This window comes from Prochlorococcus marinus XMU1405 (assembly GCF_017696275.1).
GTDB lineage: Bacteria > Cyanobacteriota > Cyanobacteriia > PCC-6307 > Cyanobiaceae > Prochlorococcus_A > Prochlorococcus_A marinus_AB.
This window is the reverse complement of the sequence record NZ_JAAORF010000003.1, coordinates 547,251-565,341: the sequence shown is the minus strand read 5'-3', so window position 1 is coordinate 565,341 and position 18,091 is coordinate 547,251. Positions and strand designations below refer to the sequence as shown.

Here is an 18,091-nt window from a genome sequence, read left to right as displayed (position 1 = left end):
TCAGCTAGTTAATTTTTGTGACTTCAATCTAAATACCTTAATCGATCGTTTCTATAAAATAAAGTGATAATAGTTTTCTTCATTCTGTTGTAACGCACTAATTTATAATGATTGTAATAAGATAAATTTTTTAAGGACTTTGACTTATGCTAAAACTTTTGTTGGGAGATCCAAATACACGAAAGTTAAAGCGCTATCAACCAATAGTGGAAGAGATAAATTTTTTAGAAGAAGAAATTTCTCAATTGACTGATGATGAGCTTAGAAAAGAAACTCAGAATCTTAAATCAAATATTTCAGCAGAATTAGATTTTAAAAAACAAAAAGAACTCCTAGAAGAATTTCTTCCTAAAGCCTTTGCAATTGTAAGAGAAGCAAGTAAACGTGTTCTTGATATGAGACATTTTGATGTTCAGTTAATAGGCGGGATGGTTTTAAATGAGTGTCAAATTGCTGAGATGAAGACTGGAGAGGGAAAAACTCTTGTCGCAACATTACCTTGTTTTCTAAATGCTCTTACGGGAAAAGGTGTTCATGTTGTCACTGTAAATGATTATTTAGCTAGAAGGGACGCAGAATGGATGGGCCAAGTTCATCGTTTTTTAGGTTTATCTGTTGGTTTGATTCAGCAAGATATGAATCCAGTTGAGAGAAAGAAAAATTATGATTGTGATATAACTTATGCAACAAATTCAGAATTAGGATTTGATTATTTAAGAGATAATATGGCTACCGATATTAGTGAGGTAGTTCAAAGAAAATTTAATTACTGCGTAATTGATGAGGTTGATTCAATATTAATTGATGAAGCAAGAACGCCTCTAATCATTTCTGGCCAAGTTGAAAGACCACAAGAAAAATATCAAAAAGCTGCAGAATTATCTCTGGCATTAGTCAAAGCAAAAGAATTAAGTAAAGATGGTATTGATCCAGAAGGTGATTATGAAGTTGATGAAAAACAGAGAAGTTGTATATTAACTGATCAGGGTTTTGCAAAGTGTGAAGAGTATTTGGGAGTTAATGACTTATATAATCCTCAAGATCCTTGGGCGCACTATATAACTAACGCTTTAAAAGCAAAAGAATTATTTATTAAAGATGTGAATTATATTATTAAGAACGATGAGGCTGTAATAGTGGATGAATTTACTGGTAGGGTAATGCCAGGAAGACGTTGGAGTGATGGACAGCATCAGGCAATAGAAGCGAAAGAGAGACTTAAAATTCAGCCTGAGACTCAAACATTAGCATCCATAACTTATCAGAATTTTTTCCTTTTATATCCTGGTTTAGCAGGAATGACTGGAACTGCAAAAACAGAGGAGGTTGAATTTGAAAAAACTTATAAATTAGAATCAACAGTTATACCTACAAATCAAATAAGAAAGAGACAAGATTGGTCTGATCAGGTATTTAAGACAGAGATTGGTAAATGGAAAGCCGTTGCTAATGAAACTGCACAAATTCATAGAGATGGTAGACCTGTTTTAATTGGTACAACAAGTGTTGAAAAAAGTGAATTATTAAGCTCACTTTTATCTGCAGAAAAAATCTCACATAATTTGTTAAACGCTAAGCCAGAGAACGTTGAACGTGAGGCAGAAATTGTTGCTCAGGCAGGAAGAGCAGGTGCTGTGACTATTGCGACTAATATGGCTGGAAGGGGAACAGATATTATTCTTGGCGGTAATAGTGACTATATGGCAAGGCTTAAATTAAAAGAAATTTTAATTCCTTTGTTAGTCAAGCCAGATAATGAGCATAAGCCACCAATACCTAAACAAAGAAATTCAAAATCCAAGGGTGGTTTTTCTAAAAAAGCTGGTTCAAATTTGAAAAAGAACATTTCAAATTCTTCAACAAGTCTTTTCCCATGCAAACTTGATGAAGCAATTGAAAAGAAACTCTCTCTTTTATCTGATGAACTGGTTAAAAATTGGGGAGATAGACAACTTACTGTCTTGCAGCTTGATGACAGGATAGCTACAGCTGCAGAAAAAGCACCAACTGATGATGACTTGATAAAGCTTTTGAGAGAATCTTTGTCTGATGTAAAAAAAGAATATGAGAAAGTTTTGATTCATGAAGAAGAAAAAGTTAGAGAGGCTGGTGGTTTACATGTCATTGGTACTGAGAGACATGAATCGCGAAGAGTGGATAATCAACTTAGAGGAAGAGCAGGAAGACAAGGAGATCTTGGAAGTACAAGATTCTTTTTATCTTTAGAAGATAATTTATTAAGGATTTTTGGAGGTGATAGAGTAGCAAATCTAATGAATGCTTTTAGGGTTGATGAAGATATGCCTATTGAGTCAGGAATGCTTACTAGGTCTCTAGAAAGTGCTCAAAAGAAAGTTGAAACCTACTATTACGATATTAGAAAACAAGTTTTTGAATACGACGAGGTAATGAACAATCAAAGAAAAGCAGTTTATAGCGAAAGACTAAGAGTATTGAAAGGAATTGATTTAAAAAGTCAAGTAATAGGATATGGAGAAAGGACAATGATTGAAATTGTAGATGCTTATATTAATCCTGATCTTCCTCCTGAAGAATGGAATATTGATCAATTAATTTCTAAAGTCAAAGAATTTATATATTTATTAAATGATCTTAAATCTGATGACATTAATTTACTTTCAATAGAAGAATTAAAAAACTATCTTCAAGAGCAGTTGCGAATAGCCTATGATTTAAAGGAATCACAAATAGAAAAGATTCGTCCAGGATTAATGAGAGAAGCTGAAAGATTTTTCATTTTGCAGCAAATTGATAATTTATGGCGAGAACATCTTCAATCCATGGATTCTTTAAGAGAGTCAGTTGGTCTAAGAGGTTATGGTCAAAAAGATCCTTTAATTGAATATAAAAACGAAGGATATGATATGTTTCTCGAAATGATGACAAATATGAGACGAAATGTTATTTATTCAATGTTTATGTTTCAACCTAAAATTGGTGAGGATGATAAAAAATAAATCATTATTTAATCATCTCCAAGAAATTCTATTATTTCTTTGTCCTTAAGATTTTGAGCATTACCGAGTTTAGAAATATCAATTGATTCAGAATTGTTTAGACATTGTAGAGCTTTCTGTAATTTAAGAATTTCATTTTCCAGTGAGTCTATTCTGTCCATTAAATTTTTAATCACATTAGCTTCTGCGTCTGGCAAGGCAGAGTGAGCCAATGGATTTACTTTCACGCCACTTTGATGTACGACTCTGCCAGGAACTCCAACCACAGTACTATTTCCCTCTACATTACGGACAACAACTGAACCAGCTCCAATACGAGTATTAGATCCTACTGTAATGGATCCAAGAACTTTTGCACCTGCTCCAACTACAACATTTTCCATTAATGTTGGGTGTCTTTTCCCATGACTTTTACCAGTACCTCCTAATGTTACTCCTTGATAAAGTAGACAATTATTGCCTATCTCAGCTGTTTCACCAATTACTACTCCCATCCCATGATCTATGAAAACCCGTTTACCAATTTTGGCGCCAGGATGGATTTCAATGCCTGTAACTAATCTGTTGAGATGACTTAATAAGCGTGGTATGAGAGGAATCCTTAATTGCCATAATTTATGCGTAAACCTATGCATTACTATTGATTGAAAGCCTGGGTAGCAAAGAAAAATTTCTAATATTCCTCTGGCAGCAGGATCCCTTTCTTTAATAATTTCTATATCTGATTTAAAAGTTCTAAACATTATGGTCTAATTAATAACTCCTATTTCCTTTTTTAATTGATTTATTGTTTCAATACTCAAATAATTTTTAGAGCATATTATTTGAGGTAATCGCATAAGTTGCGACCGATTTCTCAATAACGTAGTTTCTACAACGGATAAACTAGGCCCATCGCAAACTATATGGTTGGAGGCCTTTAAAAGAGATAGTAATCTACTGTTATTATCTGAGATTGCGGTCATCAGCATTAATTCACTACCTCGCATGCTGTGTATGATAACTTCTGCCGCCCTTAGTAAGCCAGGACTAATACTTACAATACCAACACAATTTCCGGCATCTAATTCTTTAAGAATTTTCAATTCTTTTTGAAAGTCACTCAAGTCAACTGCAATTGCTCTTACCCCATGTTGTTTAGCTACTTTTTCTAAAGGTTGTAAAAAATATCTGCTTGTCACAATAGTTCCGTTATTAGAATTACTTAAAACTTTTTCTAACTCTTCCATAGGAACAACTTCTACAGGTACATTAATTTTAGGAGAGAGGTCTTCTGCTATTAGCATAGAGGCGCCAATATCTTCTCTAGGAGTACTGACTATTATTCTCGCTCCACATTTAATACGCCAATCAATTTCTTTGGTTACTATTTCTCTCGTTTCTTGTAAGGTAAAGCCAAGATTTATGAAATTATCAATAGCCTTTTTTGCTTCTTGATCAGGTGGTGAACTTATTTTATCTTTCGAGTAAACTGATTTTTTGAAGTTTTTTTTAGTGAGATTATCTCTAACATAAATACCTGATCCAGCTATTGCTTCTACAACTCCATCTATTTCAAGTTGTCTGTAAACTTTGCTTATAGTATTTCGATGAAGTCCAGTCTGCATTGCAAGTTGTCTAGTACTAGGCAATCTGTGACCAGGCGGATAATGCCTTGCAGCAATTGCAAAGCAAATTTGATTATATAGTTGAGTAGATGCTGGGATATCACTTTCTTGTTGAATATGGAATCTCACTTTGCAAAATCCTGACTAGTTAATTTTTATCTATAGTGACACTTTAACATTTGGCATAGATTTTCGATAAAAATTATCATTCTGCATCTTTTTTAATAAGAGGAGTTTTTCTAGGGCTTAAAAACATAATCATGTTTCTCCCTTCTCTTTTTGGCTTTTGTTGAACCTCTGATAACTCTTCTAAGTCATTAGACATTTTTAATAGGAGTGTTTCAGCTAAATTCGAGTGTTGTATTTCTCGACCCCTAAAAATTACAGTGCATTTCACCTTATCCCCTGATTTTAAAAATTTAGTAGCTTGTCCTATTCGTACGTCATAATCATGTGTGTCAATTTTGTACCTCATTTTTACTTCTTTAACTTCAGTTTGATGAGATTTTTTTCTTGCTTCTTTTGCTTTTTTTTCTTGCTCAAATTTGTATTTTCCATAATCCATTATTCTACAAACAGGAGGATTCGCTTTTTCGCTGACCAAAACTAAATCAAGTTCTCTTTGAGAGGCTATTTCTAATGCTTTAAGTCTATCTATGACACCTAATTGTTTACCATCTGAATCAACCACTCTCAATTGAGTGTATTTTATTCTTTCATTAATATTTGGAAGCTCTCTTACAGGAGTGCGTCGGTCAAAGCGTGGGCGTGGTGGCATTCAGTTTGTAAAGATTGATTGGATGATGAACAAAATCTATTTTTATAAAGTCAGCCTAAAAAAGACTCTATTTTAATTATTGCATCTTTTAGCAGGTTTTTGTTATTAAGCCAAATGGGATTATTTTTATTACGAAACCATGTTTTTTGTCTTTTGGCAAACTGGATCGTTTTTGTAGCTGTTAATTCAATCGCCTTATCGATATTTGAATGGTTATTTAAGACATCTCTCGCTTCACGGTAACCAATAGTTTCTAATATTGGTAAATCCGATCCATATTGAGAAATAATGTTTTTCGTTTCCTCGACAATTCCAGAAAGAAACATATTTTTTGTTCTTTCTAGAATTCTATCTTTTAAATTATCTCTATCTAATCCAAGCTCTAATATTCTCCAGTCAGGTGGAGTTTGAACTTTTTGATTTGAAAAAGGCTTACCTGTTACGTAAAAAACTTCTAAAGCTCTTATTGTTCTAACTTGATCAGCAAAATTGATTTTTTTGGTTAAAGTTGGATCACATTTTTGTAAAAGCTCCCAACATTTTTTCTGACCAAGTTCTTCTAATTGTCTTCTCAAATAATTTTGCGGAGGTACATCTGGTAGAAAAAAACCCTTTGTTATGGAATTAATGTATAGACCACTTCCTCCAACAAGAAAGGGTATTTTGTTTAGTTTTATTTCTCTTTTTATTGATTTTTGAGCAATTGCTTGAAATTGTTTTGCGTTAATTGGATTAATAGGCTCCTCAATATCTATTAAAAAATGCTTTATTTGTTTTTGTTGATTCTTAGAAGGCTTGGCAGTTCCAATATCCATAAATTTATAAATTTGTCTTGAATCGATATTATGTATACGAGTTTTAAAATATTTTGCAATTTCAATAGCTAATTCTGTCTTACCACTGGCTGTGGGTCCTATTAAAAGTATTACGTGAGGTGGATTAGAAGACATATTAATTTATGAAGAAAAATCTATTGGCTATATAATAAAGTGGTTAAATTTTTCATATACTTCGAGCCTTTCTCTTATTGCGGTGGTAAGTTTAATGAAAGAACTTTTAAAAATAATATTTTAAAAATAATATTTTAAAAGTTTATCGTTTTTTTTTTATATTAAATGAGTGAGGACAAAAGATCTAATAAAATCTCAAATGACTACGGTGCGGAACAGATTCAGGTTTTAGAAGGTTTAGAACCAGTTCGTAAACGCCCAGGTATGTATATAGGGTCTACAGGTCCTAAAGGTTTGCATCATTTGGTATATGAAGTTGTTGATAACTCGGTTGATGAAGCACTTGCAGGACATTGTGATCATATTGAAGTAGTTCTTAGAGCAGACGGATCAGCTTCAATTGCTGATAATGGAAGAGGTATCCCAACAGATATTCATCCAAGAACAGGGAAAAGTGCCTTAGAAACTGTGCTGACTGTTCTTCACGCAGGAGGAAAATTCGGAAGTGGTGGCTATAAAGTTTCCGGTGGTTTACATGGAGTAGGAATATCTGTAGTTAATGCTTTAAGTGAATGGGTTAATGTAACTGTTTATAGGGAAGGGAGTGAGTTTAATCAAAGATTTGAAAAAGGTGCATCAAAGGGTGAATTGCAAACTAAAAAGCAGTCTTCAAAACCTTTTAAAAAAGGGACCACAATTTGTTTTAAACCCGATAAAACGATTTTTTCTGGAGGAATCGAGTTTGAATATGCTCTTCTTTCGTCCAGATTAAGAGAATTAGCTTATCTAAATGGTGGTGTAAAAATTGTATTTAGAGATGAGAGAAATCAATTTTCAGATGGTTCGTTCAAAGAAGAAATTTACTTATATCAAGGAGGAATCAAAGAATATGTTCAATATATGAATTCAGAAAAGGAGTCAATTCATCCTGAGATAATTTATGTTGATTCACAGAAAGAAAACGTTTATGTAGAAGCAGCTTTACAATGGTGTTCAGATGTATTTTCAGATAATATTTTAGGATTTGCGAATAATATCAGAACTATTGATGGGGGTACCCATATTGAAGGATTAAAGACAGTTTTAACTAGAACTTTTAATAATTTGGCTAAAAAGAGGGGTAAAAGAAAAGATATTGAAAAAAATTTAGCTGGCGAAAATATTAGAGAGGGGTTAACTGTGGTTTTATCAGTTAAAGTTCCTGATCCAGAATTTGAAGGACAAACAAAAACTAAATTAGGTAATACCGAAGTAAGAGGAATTGTTGATTCTCTTATTGGCGAAGCTCTTACAAAATTTATGGAATTCAATCCTGGAATTTTGGACTTGATTCTTGAAAAAGCAATTCAATCTTTTAATGCAGCAGAAGCTGCAAGAAGGGCTAGAGAATTAGTCAGAAGAAAAAGTGTTCTTGAAAGTTCAACCTTGCCAGGAAAATTAGCTGATTGCAGTTCTAGAGATCCCTCAGAATCAGAAATATATATTGTTGAGGGCGATTCTGCTGGAGGCTCAGCAAAACAAGGCAGAGATCGAAATTTTCAGGCTATTTTGCCTCTTAGGGGTAAGATTCTGAATATCGAAAAAACTGATGATACTAAAATTTACAAAAATACAGAAATTCAATCATTAATAACAGCTTTAGGATTAGGAATTAAAGGTGAAGAGTTTGATGTTAGTTCCTTAAGATATCACAGAGTAGTAATTATGACTGATGCTGATGTTGATGGAGCTCATATTAGAACTTTATTATTAACATTTTTCTATAGATATCAAAGAGAGCTTGTCGAAAAAGGTTATATATATATAGCTTGTCCTCCTCTTTATAAAGTAGAGAGAGGTAAAAATCATAAGTATTGTTATAACGAGAATCAATTAAAGGATACTGTTTTAGGTTTTGGAGAAAATGCAAATTACAATATCCAGAGATTCAAGGGATTAGGTGAGATGATGCCAAAACAATTATGGGATACAACTATGAATCCCGAAACTAGGATGATGAAAAGAGTTGAAATTGAAGATGCACTTGAAGCTGACAGAATTTTTAACATATTAATGGGAGATAAAGTTGCACCTAGAAGAGAATTTATTGAAACTCACAGTAGTAAATTAGATATGGCAACTTTAGATATATGATTAATAATTTTCTCAAGAATTTCTGCTTAATTATTTTCGCACTAATTGCTCCAATAACTTTACCTGCTGGTGGGATTCAGAAAACATTAGATCAAAATAAGTTTTTCAGTAATATAAACGAAATTATATTGACTTCTAATACTTCTCTTTATTCTTTCCCTGAAATTAATTCTAGAGAATTATTAATTATTGATATTGGTACAACTTTATCAGTTTTACGTAATTGGAAAGTTAGCGAAAGTGAAATTTGGGTTAGGGTAGAGTTGGCTTCTAATAAATTATTAGATGATCCTAATAAGATTACAAAAGGCTGGATAAAAATGTAAATTTTGGATATTTCCTCAACAATTATTGTTTTATTTGGGAGTGCTTTTGGATTAATACTAAGGATGTTGATACAAAATAATTTAAAAATTAATACAGGATTTAATATTCAAAATACTTCAATAGTTAATTTCATTTCATCCTTTTTATTGGGAATTCTAGTAGCATTAAATTTTATCAATAATAAAATTTTATTTTTATTTTATACCAGTTTTTTAGGATGTTTTAGTACATTTTCTGCTTTTATATATCAACTATTTCTTTTATTACAAAAGAGAAAATTTATCCGTTTATTTTTTCACTATCTAGAAGTATTATTAATCTCATTTGTATGTTTTTATTTGGGTTATTATTTAATGCATATTATTAAATGAAAATAAAAAGTTTTAGTGGTATTCTTTTTGCCTGTTATATTGGTACATTTTTAAGGGCATTTATAAATAATAGTTTAGTTGTTTCAATCTTTGGATCATTTTTTTTTGGTTTTGTCATTGCAAAAAGATTAAGTTACTCGAGAGAAAAAATTATGTTAAACGGTTTCTTTTCGTCCTTTACATCTTTTAGTGGATTTATATATTTTTTGTACAAAATATTTAATCAAGGAGATTGGATAAAATTTATAATTTCTTTTAATTCAATTATTATCATAAATCTATTTACAATGTATTTTGGGTTTTGGATAAGTAGAAAAATTACTTAAATTTCTTATAATGGTGTTGTTACTTTGACAAGGGATTATATTTATGAATGAAAATAATCTTGAAGCGGTTACATCCTTATCTTCTGACTTAAGTATTAGAGAAAATATTATTATTCAACTTGAAGAATTGCTTGTTGCAGGAAATTATGATGAAGCAAAGTTACTTTTAGAACCTTCACAACCTGTTGATATTGCAGATGCTATTGGAAGCCTTCCTTTAATATTGCAGGCATTAGCATTTCGGTTGTTAAAGAAAAATGAGGCAATTGAGGTGTACGAATATTTAGATCCAATAGTTCAACAAACATTATTAGACAGACTACGTTCAGGAGAAGTTTTAGAAATCGTTGAGAAAATGTCTCCCGATGATAGAGTTCAACTCTTTGACGAATTACCTGCAAAAGTTGTACGAAAATTTTTGTCTGCTCTTAGTCCTGGTGAAAGGAAAGTTACAGCTGAATTACTTGGATATGAACCTGAAACTGCAGGCCGATTAATGACAACTGAATTCATAGATCTTAAAGAGATGCAAACAGCATCTGAGGCTCTTTCTCTAGTCAGAAAAAGAGCTCCATTTACAGAAACAATTTATAGTTTATACGTAACTGATAAAGAAAGACATTTAACGGGTATTCTTTCTTTGAGAGACCTCGTAACTGCTGATCCTTCTAAGCCAATTGGAGATGTTATGACAAAAGATGTAGTTAATATTTCCACGAATACAAATCAAGAAGAGGTCGCTAGAGCAATACAAAGATATGATTTTTTAGCTCTCCCAGTAGTTGATAAAGAAAAAAGACTTGTCGGGATAGTTACTGTAGATGATTTAATTGATGTTATAGAGCAAGAAGCAACAAGAGATATTTATGCCGCTGGGGCAGTTCAATCTGGAGATGAAGATGATTATTTTCAAAGTAGTTTATTTACGATAACTCGAAGAAGAATTCTGTGGTTGTTAATTCTGGTTTTGGCGAATGGTTTGACAACGAGAGTGATAGCGATGAATGATCAAATATTAAAAGAAATAGTTTTGTTGGCTGCATTTATTCCGTTGCTCATAGGAACTGGGGGGAATGTTGGCGCTCAAAGCTCAACAGTTGTTATTAGAGGTTTAAGTACTCAAAAATTGAAATCTCTTGGTGCTATTAAGGCAGTAGTTAAGGAAGCAATAACTGGGGCGCTTTTAGGAGTTTTGATGATGCTGGTAGTATTTCCTTTCGCATGGTGGCAAGGCGAAGGTCCTTTAATAGCCTCTGCGGTAGGAATAAGTTTAATATCCATAACTACCTTAGCTGCAACAACGGGAGCTATTCTTCCTTTGTTGTTTGACAGAATGAGATTGGACCCTGCTTTAATGTCATCTCCTTTTATAACAACTGTCACGGATATTGCAGGAGTATTTATTTATCTAAGTACAGCAAAATGGTTGTTAAGCTTTTCTTTAATATAAACACTAGGTATTTATTCTCATTTTTGTAAATTTGTGGATTTTTTTGTTTAACTTTACATTTCTTAATGGTATTGTTTACAAAACAATAAAAATCTTTCATGTCTTCTGAAACTTTGAGTGAAAATAAATTGGCGTCAATATCAAGTTTAAAAGCTAGTAATGATGTTGATCTTGTAAGATCTTATTTAAGGGACATAGGTAGAGTTCCGCTTTTATCCCACGAGCAAGAAATTACTCTTGGCAGGCAGGTCCAAGAATATATGCAAGTTGAGAGAGCAGAATTAGAAATTATTGAATTAACAGGCGATAAGCCAAGTATTGAGGAATTATCAAATAAATTAAGTTTATCTACTTCAATTATAAAAAAAAGACAAAGAGCTGGACAGAGGGCTAAAGAGAGAATGGTTGCAGCTAATTTAAGGTTGGTAGTAAGTGTTGCAAAAAAATATACTAAAAGAAACATGGAATTATTAGATTTAATTCAAGAGGGAACAATAGGATTAGTTAGAGGAGTTGAAAAGTTTGACCCTGCTAGAGGCTATAAATTTTCAACTTATGCATATTGGTGGATTAGACAAGGTATTACTAGAGCAATAGCTGAAAAAAGTAGGGCAATAAGGCTACCAATTCACATAACTGAAATGTTGAACAAATTAAAAAAAGGTCAAAGAGAGTTAAGTCAAGAAATGTCTAGAACCCCAACAGTAAGTGAACTTGCAAAATACGTAGAGCTTCCCGAAGAAGATGTTAAAGATTTGATGTGCAAAGCTGGACAGCCAGTGAGTTTAGAAACAAAAGTTGGCGATGGTGAAGATACTGTTTTATTAGATTTACTTGCAGGCGGAGAGGATTTGCCTGATGAACAAATAGAGATGGATTGTATGAGGGGCGATCTCCATTCTCTTTTGCATCAATTACCAGATCTGCAATGTAGAGTATTAAGAATGAGATACGGTATGGATGGTGATGAGCCAATGTCTCTTACAGGTATCGGGAGGGTATTAGGAATAAGTAGGGATCGAGTGAGAAATCTAGAGCGAGATGGATTAAGAGGTTTGAGAAGACTTAGTGATAACGTTGAAGCTTATTTTGTTTCCTGAAGAAAGTCACATATTAACTTATTCGTTTCTTCAGGTTCTTCATCGTGAGGACAATGTCCAGCACCTTTAACTATATCTAATCTCTTAATATTATTGAATTTTTTTTTCCATTCTATTGCTTCATTTAATGATTCCCAAGGATCTTTTTCTCCCCAAATTAATTGAATTGGGGTACCGATCTTATCAAATAGATCTGTAGCAAGATAGTCATCAAATAAGTTAATAAAGCCACGAAATGCCTCCTTAGAGTTTTTCCTCTTAGACGGTTTATATAAAATTTCTATTAGTTCTTCATCTATATTTTTTCCTGAAGGGTAAGCTTGTTCAAGTATTTTCTTTATAACTTTTGGATTGGCAGCTCTATTAAATAGAGTATTACTAATTATTCTTTGTCTTACCAACGTTTTTAATAAGGGCCTAAGTAAATTCATCAAAATATCATTTTTTTTCAAGCGTTTATCATCCATAGTTCTTTGTGCACAATCAATCAAAATGACACCTTTACAATTATCTTTGAGGATTTCAGCAGCTTTCAATGCAATAACACCACCAATTGAATTCCCTACCAAGTAAACAGGAGATTTTATTACCTCTGTACAAAATGTTGATATTTGATCACCCCATAAGTCAAATGAATATTTAATTGAGTTTTCTCTATCAGGTTCGTAATTTAATAAAGCACTAGGCTGACTGCTTTGCCCAAATCCTAATAAGTCTATTGCGTAGCAGTTAGAAAATTTACCGAGAAAATCTTGATTATGTCTCCAGTGGTTTTTTGATGCCCCAAATCCGTGAACTAATAATATTTTAATATTTTTTTCAGAAGCAGATTCTTTTGATAAAGACCAAGAAATTTCCCAATTCTTCCACTTCCAAGTTTCGGATTTATTTAAAGACACTATGAATACGCTTTTAATTAAACTTTAATTCAAAAAAAAATTATTCGTTTTTAATAAATTATTCTTAGGTAAGAAAATGCGTTCATTTTATGAAAAAGAAAAAGGTCATATGTGTTGGAGAGGCTTTAATTGACAGAATCAGAAATAAGTCAAATCAAGGATTTACAGATTTTTTGGGTGGTGCGCCGGCTAATGTTGCTTGTGCATTAAGAAAATTAAAAATAGATTCGATATTTATAGGAAGTTTGGGAAGTGATGATTATGGAAAAAAATTGATTATGCAATTTAATGAATTGGACGTTAATTTAGATTTCTTGCAAATAGATAATGATTCATCTACTCGCGTGGTTAATGTCGATAGAGATCAATTTGGAGATCGTTTTTTTTCAGGCTTTGAGAAACGTTCTCATTCATGCTTTGCAGACGAAATTCTAAGCAAGAAATTAATCCAACAAGAAATTCTAAATTTGGAGAAATCTTTTCTAGAAACAAAATATTTGGTTACAGGAACGATATTATTATCATCTTCAATATCAGCAGAGACTATTTTTTTCCTTCTTGAACAGGCTAAAAAATTTGATGTCAAAATAGTTATTGATTTGAATTGGAGAGAGGTGTTTTGGGATCATTCAAGTCTTTCATCAGAAACTAGTAAAGCCGCGAGAGTTGATTTAATCAAGAAATTTTTAAATCATGCAAATGTTTTAAAACTTGCTAAGGAAGAAGCAACTTTGTTTTTTGAAAATGAAAATCCCTTGCTAATTTCTCAACAATTATCTAATAAACCAGATGTAATAATAACTGATGGGAAAAATCCCGTTAGATGGTATGTCAATGGATTGCAGGGAAGTACTGATACTCCTACTTCACAAAAAATTGTTGATACAACTGGCGCAGGCGATGCTTTTCTAGCTGGCTTAATTTCAAAATTAATTTCTTCAGGCTATCCTTCCAATGAACTAGAGATAGAAGATTGCATCAAGTTCGCAAGTGTTTGTGGATTATTAACTTGTCTTGGTGAAGGCGCTATCGAGCAACAGCCATATTATGAGAAGGTTAATAAATTTTTGGGATCTCTTATTTCGTAATGTCTTCCATAATTTTTTGCGTAACTAATTTCTATTTTCCAGAAATTATCAATAACTGGTTCTATTAATTCTGGCCATTCAATAACTAAAATTGCTTGTCTTTGTATTGCCTCTTCTTCTTCTGAAATAAAAACTTCTTTTGCTGAAGAAAAATTTTTTAATCTGTATAAATCTAGGTGTATTAGTGGAATTTTTCCGGAGTTATAGTGATGCGATAAAGCAAATGTAGGGCTTGTAATGTCCTCAGATATTGATAAGCCTCTTGCAATTCCTTGTACAAATGAAGTTTTCCCAGCCCCTATTGGACCCTTTAATAAAACTATTGATTGGGGATTTAATTTTTGTGAGAGTTTTTTCCCTAAATTTAAAGTTTCTTTTAAATTTTCAACAAACACAAAATTGCATAAAAATCATTTATAGTTTAATAGAAAAAGTATTTACTAGATATGGTTATTGCAAACTCAGTTAAAACCTCCACACCAAATTACGTAATTGCTGATATTGCCTTATCAGATTTTGGTCGTAAAGAAATTAAAATTGCAGAAACTGAAATGCCTGGATTAATGGCACTTAGAGATAAATATCAATCTGAAAAGCCACTTAAAGGTGCAAAAATAGCTGGAAGTCTTCATATGACTATTCAGACAGCAGTATTAATAGAAACTCTTGTTGCTCTTGGTGCAGAAGTGAAATGGGCTTCATGTAATATTTTTTCAACTCAAGATCATGCGGCTGCAGCAATAGCAGATCAAGGAATTTCTGTTTACGCAAAAAAAGGTGAGACTCTTGATGAATATTGGCAATATACCCACTATATACTCGATTGGGGTTCAGACTCTCCAAATATGATCCTTGATGATGGGGGAGATGCAACTGGCTTATTGATACTCGGAAGTAAAGCAGAAAAAGATTTATCAGTTTTAAATAATCCCAGTAATGAAGAAGAAATTGCTTTATTCAATTCTATTAAGTCTAAGTTGGAAACCGATAGTGACTTCTATTCTAGAATTAAGGGTAATATTGTTGGTGTTACTGAAGAAACTACAACAGGAGTTGCAAGACTTTATCAACTTCAAAAACAAAATGCTTTACCTTTCCCTGCTATCAACGTTAATGATTCAGTAACTAAGAGCAAATTTGATAATTTATATGGCTGCCGAGAATCTCTAGTTGACAGCATAAAGCGTGCTACTGATGTGATGATTGCTGGGAAAGTTGCTTTAGTAATGGGTTTTGGAGATGTAGGTAAAGGTTCAGCACAGTCTCTAAGAGGACTTGGTGCAATTGTAAAAGTTGCTGAAGTTGATCCAATTTGTGCTCTTCAAGCGGCAATGGAAGGTTTTAGCGTTGTTACATTAGACGATGTTGTGGAAGATATAGATATATTTGTTACAGCAACTGGGAATTATCAGGTAATAACAAATGAAAATCTTGTCAAGATGAAAGATGAGGCCATAGTCTGCAATATTGGGCATTTCGATAATGAAATTGATGTGGCTTCATTGAAAGATTATCCATGGGAAAATATTAAGCCGCAGGTTGATCACATAACTTTACCGAGTGGCAATAAAATAATTCTTTTAGCCGAGGGAAGATTAGTTAACTTAGGTTGTGCAACTGGACATCCAAGTTTTGTTATGAGTAACTCTTTTACTAATCAAGTATTAGCTCAAATTGAACTTTTCAATAAGTCTGAAAAATATGCAAAAGAGGTTTATGTTTTACCAAAACATTTGGATGAGATGGTAGCTAGATTACATCTTGATAAAATTGGTGCAAAATTAACAAAATTAACTAAGGAACAAGCTGATTATATTAATGTCTCTGTTGAAGGACCTTATAAACCAGAGCTTTATAGATACTAAGGTTGACTTTAATTTTTGTGAATTTTCTTAATTCAATTCCGGACTATATTAGTTTGGCTGTTGAAAAGAATTCCACAATTGCATACCTTACTATTTGTTTGGCTATGTTTTTAGAAAATATAATACCTCCAATTCCTTCGGAAATAATCATGCCATTAGGAGGATTTTTCGTTTATCAACAAAAATTAAATTTCTATATTTTAGTTTTTTGGGGATTACTTGGAACAATTTTAGGATCATTGCCTTGGTATTACTTAGGAAGATTAGTAAATGAAAAAAGACTTTCAAATTTTCTAGATAAAAAAGGAAAATATCTTGGTATTTCTTCTAATGATTTAAGTAAAAGTAAAAGGTGGTTTGATAAATACGGTGTTTCTTTAGTTTTTTGGGGCCGATTAGTACCAGGTATAAGAACTTTAATTTCAGTTCCCGCAGGCGTAGAACTTATGCCATTAAGAAAATTTTTGATTTGGACTACATTTGGGAGCTTGTTATGGGTAGCACTTCTTACTTATGCAGGTTTTTTATTTGGTGAAAATTATTTAATCATTGAAACTTACTTAGATCAAATCAAATATGTTGTAAAGCCTATTTTAATTTTAATTTTCTTTTCTTTTTTTATAAGAATACTTATTAGATTTTTAAAAAAAAATAGAGCTTAAAATGGGATTTCACTAGAGTTACTACTATTAGAATATTGGTTATTATCTGACTCTTTTCGGGAGCTTAATAAGTTTAATCTATCAACTCTAACAACTGGTTTATATCTATCCTCTCCAGTATTTTTATCTTTCCAACTATCAATTTTAAAGCTTCCTGTAATTCCAATTAAAGATCCTTTTTTAACGTAATCTGCCGCTATTTGTGCTTGCTTGCCCCATATTTCTAAATTAAACCAGTCAGGCTCCTCATCTCTACTTCTTCTGTTCACTGCAAGAGTGAAATTAGCTACGATACTTCCAGATTCAAAATATCTGACATCGGGTTCTCTACCGGCTCTGCCAACCAGATTAATAGTATTAATTTCCATAATTTTTTTATTTTTATACTACTCATATTTTTAGGTTCTGCTCAAAGTTTTGCGTGCTATTCATAACTAAACGAGAGAATTGTGAAAGCTTAACAAAAAATAGATATATTATTTATAAAAAAGAATTCCTATTGTGATTTTTAACAGATTTAAATTTTCTAGAGACATTGGCATAGATTTAGGGACGGCCAACACCCTAATACACGTATCAGGTAAAGGTGTTGTTTTACAAGAACCTTCTGTAGTAGCTATGGATTTAGAGGAAGGGATTCCATTGGCTGTTGGTAAAGAAGCAAAGTTAATGCTTGGAAGAACACCTGGCAATATTAGAGCCGTAAGACCGCTTAGAGATGGTGTTATTGCAGATTTTGATGCTGCGGAGCAAATGATAAAAACATTTATTCAAAAATGTAATGAAGGAAAGGGGATAGTTGCTCCAAGAATAGTTATTGGTATTCCAAGTGGAGTGACCAGTGTCGAGCGAAGAGCAGTAAGAGAAGCTGGATTAGCAGGAGCTAGAGAAGTCCACTTAATAGATGAACCTGTGGCAGCAGCAATAGGTGCATCATTACCAGTAACTGAGCCAATTGGAACTATGATTGTTGATATTGGTGGTGGTACTACCGAGGTAGCAGTATTAAGCTTGGGTGGAACTGTTTTAAGTGAATCTGTTCGAATAGCTGGTGATGAAATAAATGAATCAATTGCCTTATATCTTAAAAAAGTTCATAATTTAGTTGTTGGAGAGAGAACTGCAGAAGATATTAAGATAAAGATTGGTTCTGCATTTCCTGATGATGAATTTGATAAAACTACTTTAGAGGTGAGGGGTTTACATCTTTTATCTGGTCTACCTAGGTCAGTAACGTTGACCTCAGGAGAAATTAGAGAAGCTATGGCTGAAACTCTAAGCAAAATAATTGAAGCTGTAAAAAGAACTTTAGAGCGAACTCCTCCTGAACTTGCTGCAGATATTGTTGATAGGGGGATTATGCTTGCTGGAGGTGGAGCTTTAGTTAGAGGCATTAATGATTTATTGAGCGATGAAACGGGAATTTTTACTCATGTAGCAGAAAATCCATTGCTTTGTGTAGTTAATGGATGTGGGGAGGTTTTAGATGATTTTAAAAAACTTAAAAGAGTTGTTGATACTCCAGACTTTATAAGGAACGCGATAAGAGATTAATAA

The 18,091-nt window shown here is 32.6% G+C and carries 18 protein-coding genes; 11 read left to right on the top strand and 7 right to left on the bottom strand.

Going from position 1 to position 18,091, the window contains the following annotated elements:
- Window positions 1–146 precede the first annotated feature (146 nt).
- Window positions 147–2,978, top strand: a complete 2,832-nt coding sequence (secA, locus tag HA148_RS09140; protein ID WP_209132060.1) for a preprotein translocase subunit SecA — start codon at window positions 147–149, stop codon at window positions 2,976–2,978.
- An 8-nt stretch (window positions 2,979–2,986) separates the two neighbouring features.
- Here secA and cysE read toward each other — a convergent pair whose 3' ends face one another.
- The 4 genes from cysE to miaA all read right to left on the bottom strand — a co-directional run bounded on the left by cysE (window position 2,987) and on the right by miaA (window position 6,313).
- The gene (cysE, locus tag HA148_RS09135; protein WP_209132059.1) at window positions 2,987–3,721 is read right to left on the bottom strand and encodes a serine O-acetyltransferase; all 735 of its coding nucleotides are present in this window, start codon (window positions 3,719–3,721) and stop codon (window positions 2,987–2,989) included.
- A gap of 6 nt (window positions 3,722–3,727) precedes the next feature.
- Window positions 3,728–4,714, bottom strand: a complete 987-nt coding sequence (locus tag HA148_RS09130; protein WP_209132058.1) for a GntR family transcriptional regulator — start codon at window positions 4,712–4,714, stop codon at window positions 3,728–3,730.
- 76 nt (window positions 4,715–4,790) lie between these two features.
- Window positions 4,791–5,363, bottom strand: coding sequence for a translation initiation factor IF-3 (gene infC, locus HA148_RS09125; RefSeq protein ID WP_209132057.1), 573 nt, complete (start codon window positions 5,361–5,363; stop codon window positions 4,791–4,793).
- 50 nt (window positions 5,364–5,413) lie between these two features.
- Window positions 5,414–6,313, bottom strand: a complete 900-nt coding sequence (gene miaA / locus HA148_RS09120; RefSeq protein WP_209132056.1) for a tRNA (adenosine(37)-N6)-dimethylallyltransferase MiaA — start codon at window positions 6,311–6,313, stop codon at window positions 5,414–5,416.
- Window positions 6,314–6,478: 165 nt separating this feature from the next.
- Between miaA and gyrB the strand changes: the two genes are divergently transcribed.
- The 6 genes from gyrB to HA148_RS09095 all read left to right on the top strand — a co-directional run bounded on the left by gyrB (window position 6,479) and on the right by HA148_RS09095 (window position 12,020).
- On the top strand, window positions 6,479–8,446 hold the full coding sequence (gene gyrB / locus HA148_RS09115) for a DNA topoisomerase (ATP-hydrolyzing) subunit B (RefSeq protein WP_209132054.1): 1,968 nt from the start codon (window positions 6,479–6,481) through the stop codon (window positions 8,444–8,446).
- Window positions 8,443–8,772: a hypothetical protein gene (locus tag HA148_RS09110; protein ID WP_209132053.1), complete on the top strand. Its 330-nt coding sequence runs from the start codon at window positions 8,443–8,445 to the stop codon at window positions 8,770–8,772. Before gyrB ends, HA148_RS09110 begins: the two co-directional genes overlap by 4 nt.
- A gap of 3 nt (window positions 8,773–8,775) precedes the next feature.
- A complete protein-coding gene (locus tag HA148_RS09105) occupies window positions 8,776–9,144 on the top strand; it encodes a fluoride efflux transporter FluC (RefSeq protein WP_209132052.1) in 369 nt (122 codons plus the stop codon).
- On the top strand, window positions 9,141–9,470 hold the full coding sequence (locus HA148_RS09600; protein ID WP_219052205.1) for a CrcB family protein: 330 nt from the start codon (window positions 9,141–9,143) through the stop codon (window positions 9,468–9,470). The genes HA148_RS09105 and HA148_RS09600 overlap by 4 nt, the downstream gene beginning before the upstream one ends.
- 43 nt (window positions 9,471–9,513) lie before the next feature.
- On the top strand, window positions 9,514–10,920 hold the full coding sequence (gene mgtE, locus HA148_RS09100; protein ID WP_209132051.1) for a magnesium transporter: 1,407 nt from the start codon (window positions 9,514–9,516) through the stop codon (window positions 10,918–10,920).
- A gap of 98 nt (window positions 10,921–11,018) precedes the next feature.
- Window positions 11,019–12,020: an RpoD/SigA family RNA polymerase sigma factor gene (locus HA148_RS09095; RefSeq protein WP_209132050.1), complete on the top strand. Its 1,002-nt coding sequence runs from the start codon at window positions 11,019–11,021 to the stop codon at window positions 12,018–12,020.
- On the opposite strand, the gene HA148_RS09090 is transcribed toward HA148_RS09095, so the two are convergent.
- Window positions 12,005–12,919, bottom strand: a complete 915-nt coding sequence (locus HA148_RS09090; RefSeq protein ID WP_209132049.1) for an alpha/beta fold hydrolase — start codon at window positions 12,917–12,919, stop codon at window positions 12,005–12,007. The two genes, HA148_RS09095 and HA148_RS09090, sit on opposite strands and share 16 nt — an antisense overlap.
- A gap of 89 nt (window positions 12,920–13,008) precedes the next feature.
- Between HA148_RS09090 and HA148_RS09085 the strand changes: the two genes are divergently transcribed.
- Window positions 13,009–14,007, top strand: a complete 999-nt coding sequence (locus HA148_RS09085; protein ID WP_209132048.1) for a carbohydrate kinase family protein — start codon at window positions 13,009–13,011, stop codon at window positions 14,005–14,007.
- Here HA148_RS09085 and tsaE read toward each other — a convergent pair.
- Window positions 13,965–14,402, bottom strand: a complete 438-nt coding sequence (gene tsaE, locus HA148_RS09080) for a tRNA (adenosine(37)-N6)-threonylcarbamoyltransferase complex ATPase subunit type 1 TsaE (protein ID WP_209132045.1) — start codon at window positions 14,400–14,402, stop codon at window positions 13,965–13,967. The genes HA148_RS09085 and tsaE overlap by 43 nt on opposite strands.
- Before the next feature lie 51 nt (window positions 14,403–14,453).
- On the opposite strand from tsaE, the gene ahcY reads away from it, so the two are divergent.
- Complete coding sequence (gene ahcY, locus HA148_RS09075; protein ID WP_209132043.1) at window positions 14,454–15,872, top strand: adenosylhomocysteinase; 1,419 nt, start codon at window positions 14,454–14,456, stop codon at window positions 15,870–15,872.
- 2 nt (window positions 15,873–15,874) lie between these two features.
- Window positions 15,875–16,534 carry a DedA family protein gene (locus HA148_RS09070; protein ID WP_209132041.1) on the top strand — a complete coding sequence of 220 codons (660 nt, stop codon included), beginning with the start codon at window positions 15,875–15,877 and terminating at the stop codon, window positions 16,532–16,534.
- Here HA148_RS09070 and HA148_RS09065 read toward each other — a convergent pair.
- Window positions 16,531–16,902 carry a single-stranded DNA-binding protein gene (locus tag HA148_RS09065; RefSeq protein ID WP_209132040.1) on the bottom strand — a complete coding sequence of 124 codons (372 nt, stop codon included), beginning with the start codon at window positions 16,900–16,902 and terminating at the stop codon, window positions 16,531–16,533. The two genes, HA148_RS09070 and HA148_RS09065, sit on opposite strands and share 4 nt — an antisense overlap.
- Window positions 16,903–17,035: 133 nt before the next feature.
- Between HA148_RS09065 and HA148_RS09060 the strand changes: the two genes are divergently transcribed.
- Complete coding sequence (locus HA148_RS09060; protein WP_308789030.1) at window positions 17,036–18,088, top strand: rod shape-determining protein; 1,053 nt, start codon at window positions 17,036–17,038, stop codon at window positions 18,086–18,088.
- The last annotated feature ends 3 nt before the right edge of the window (window positions 18,089–18,091 follow it).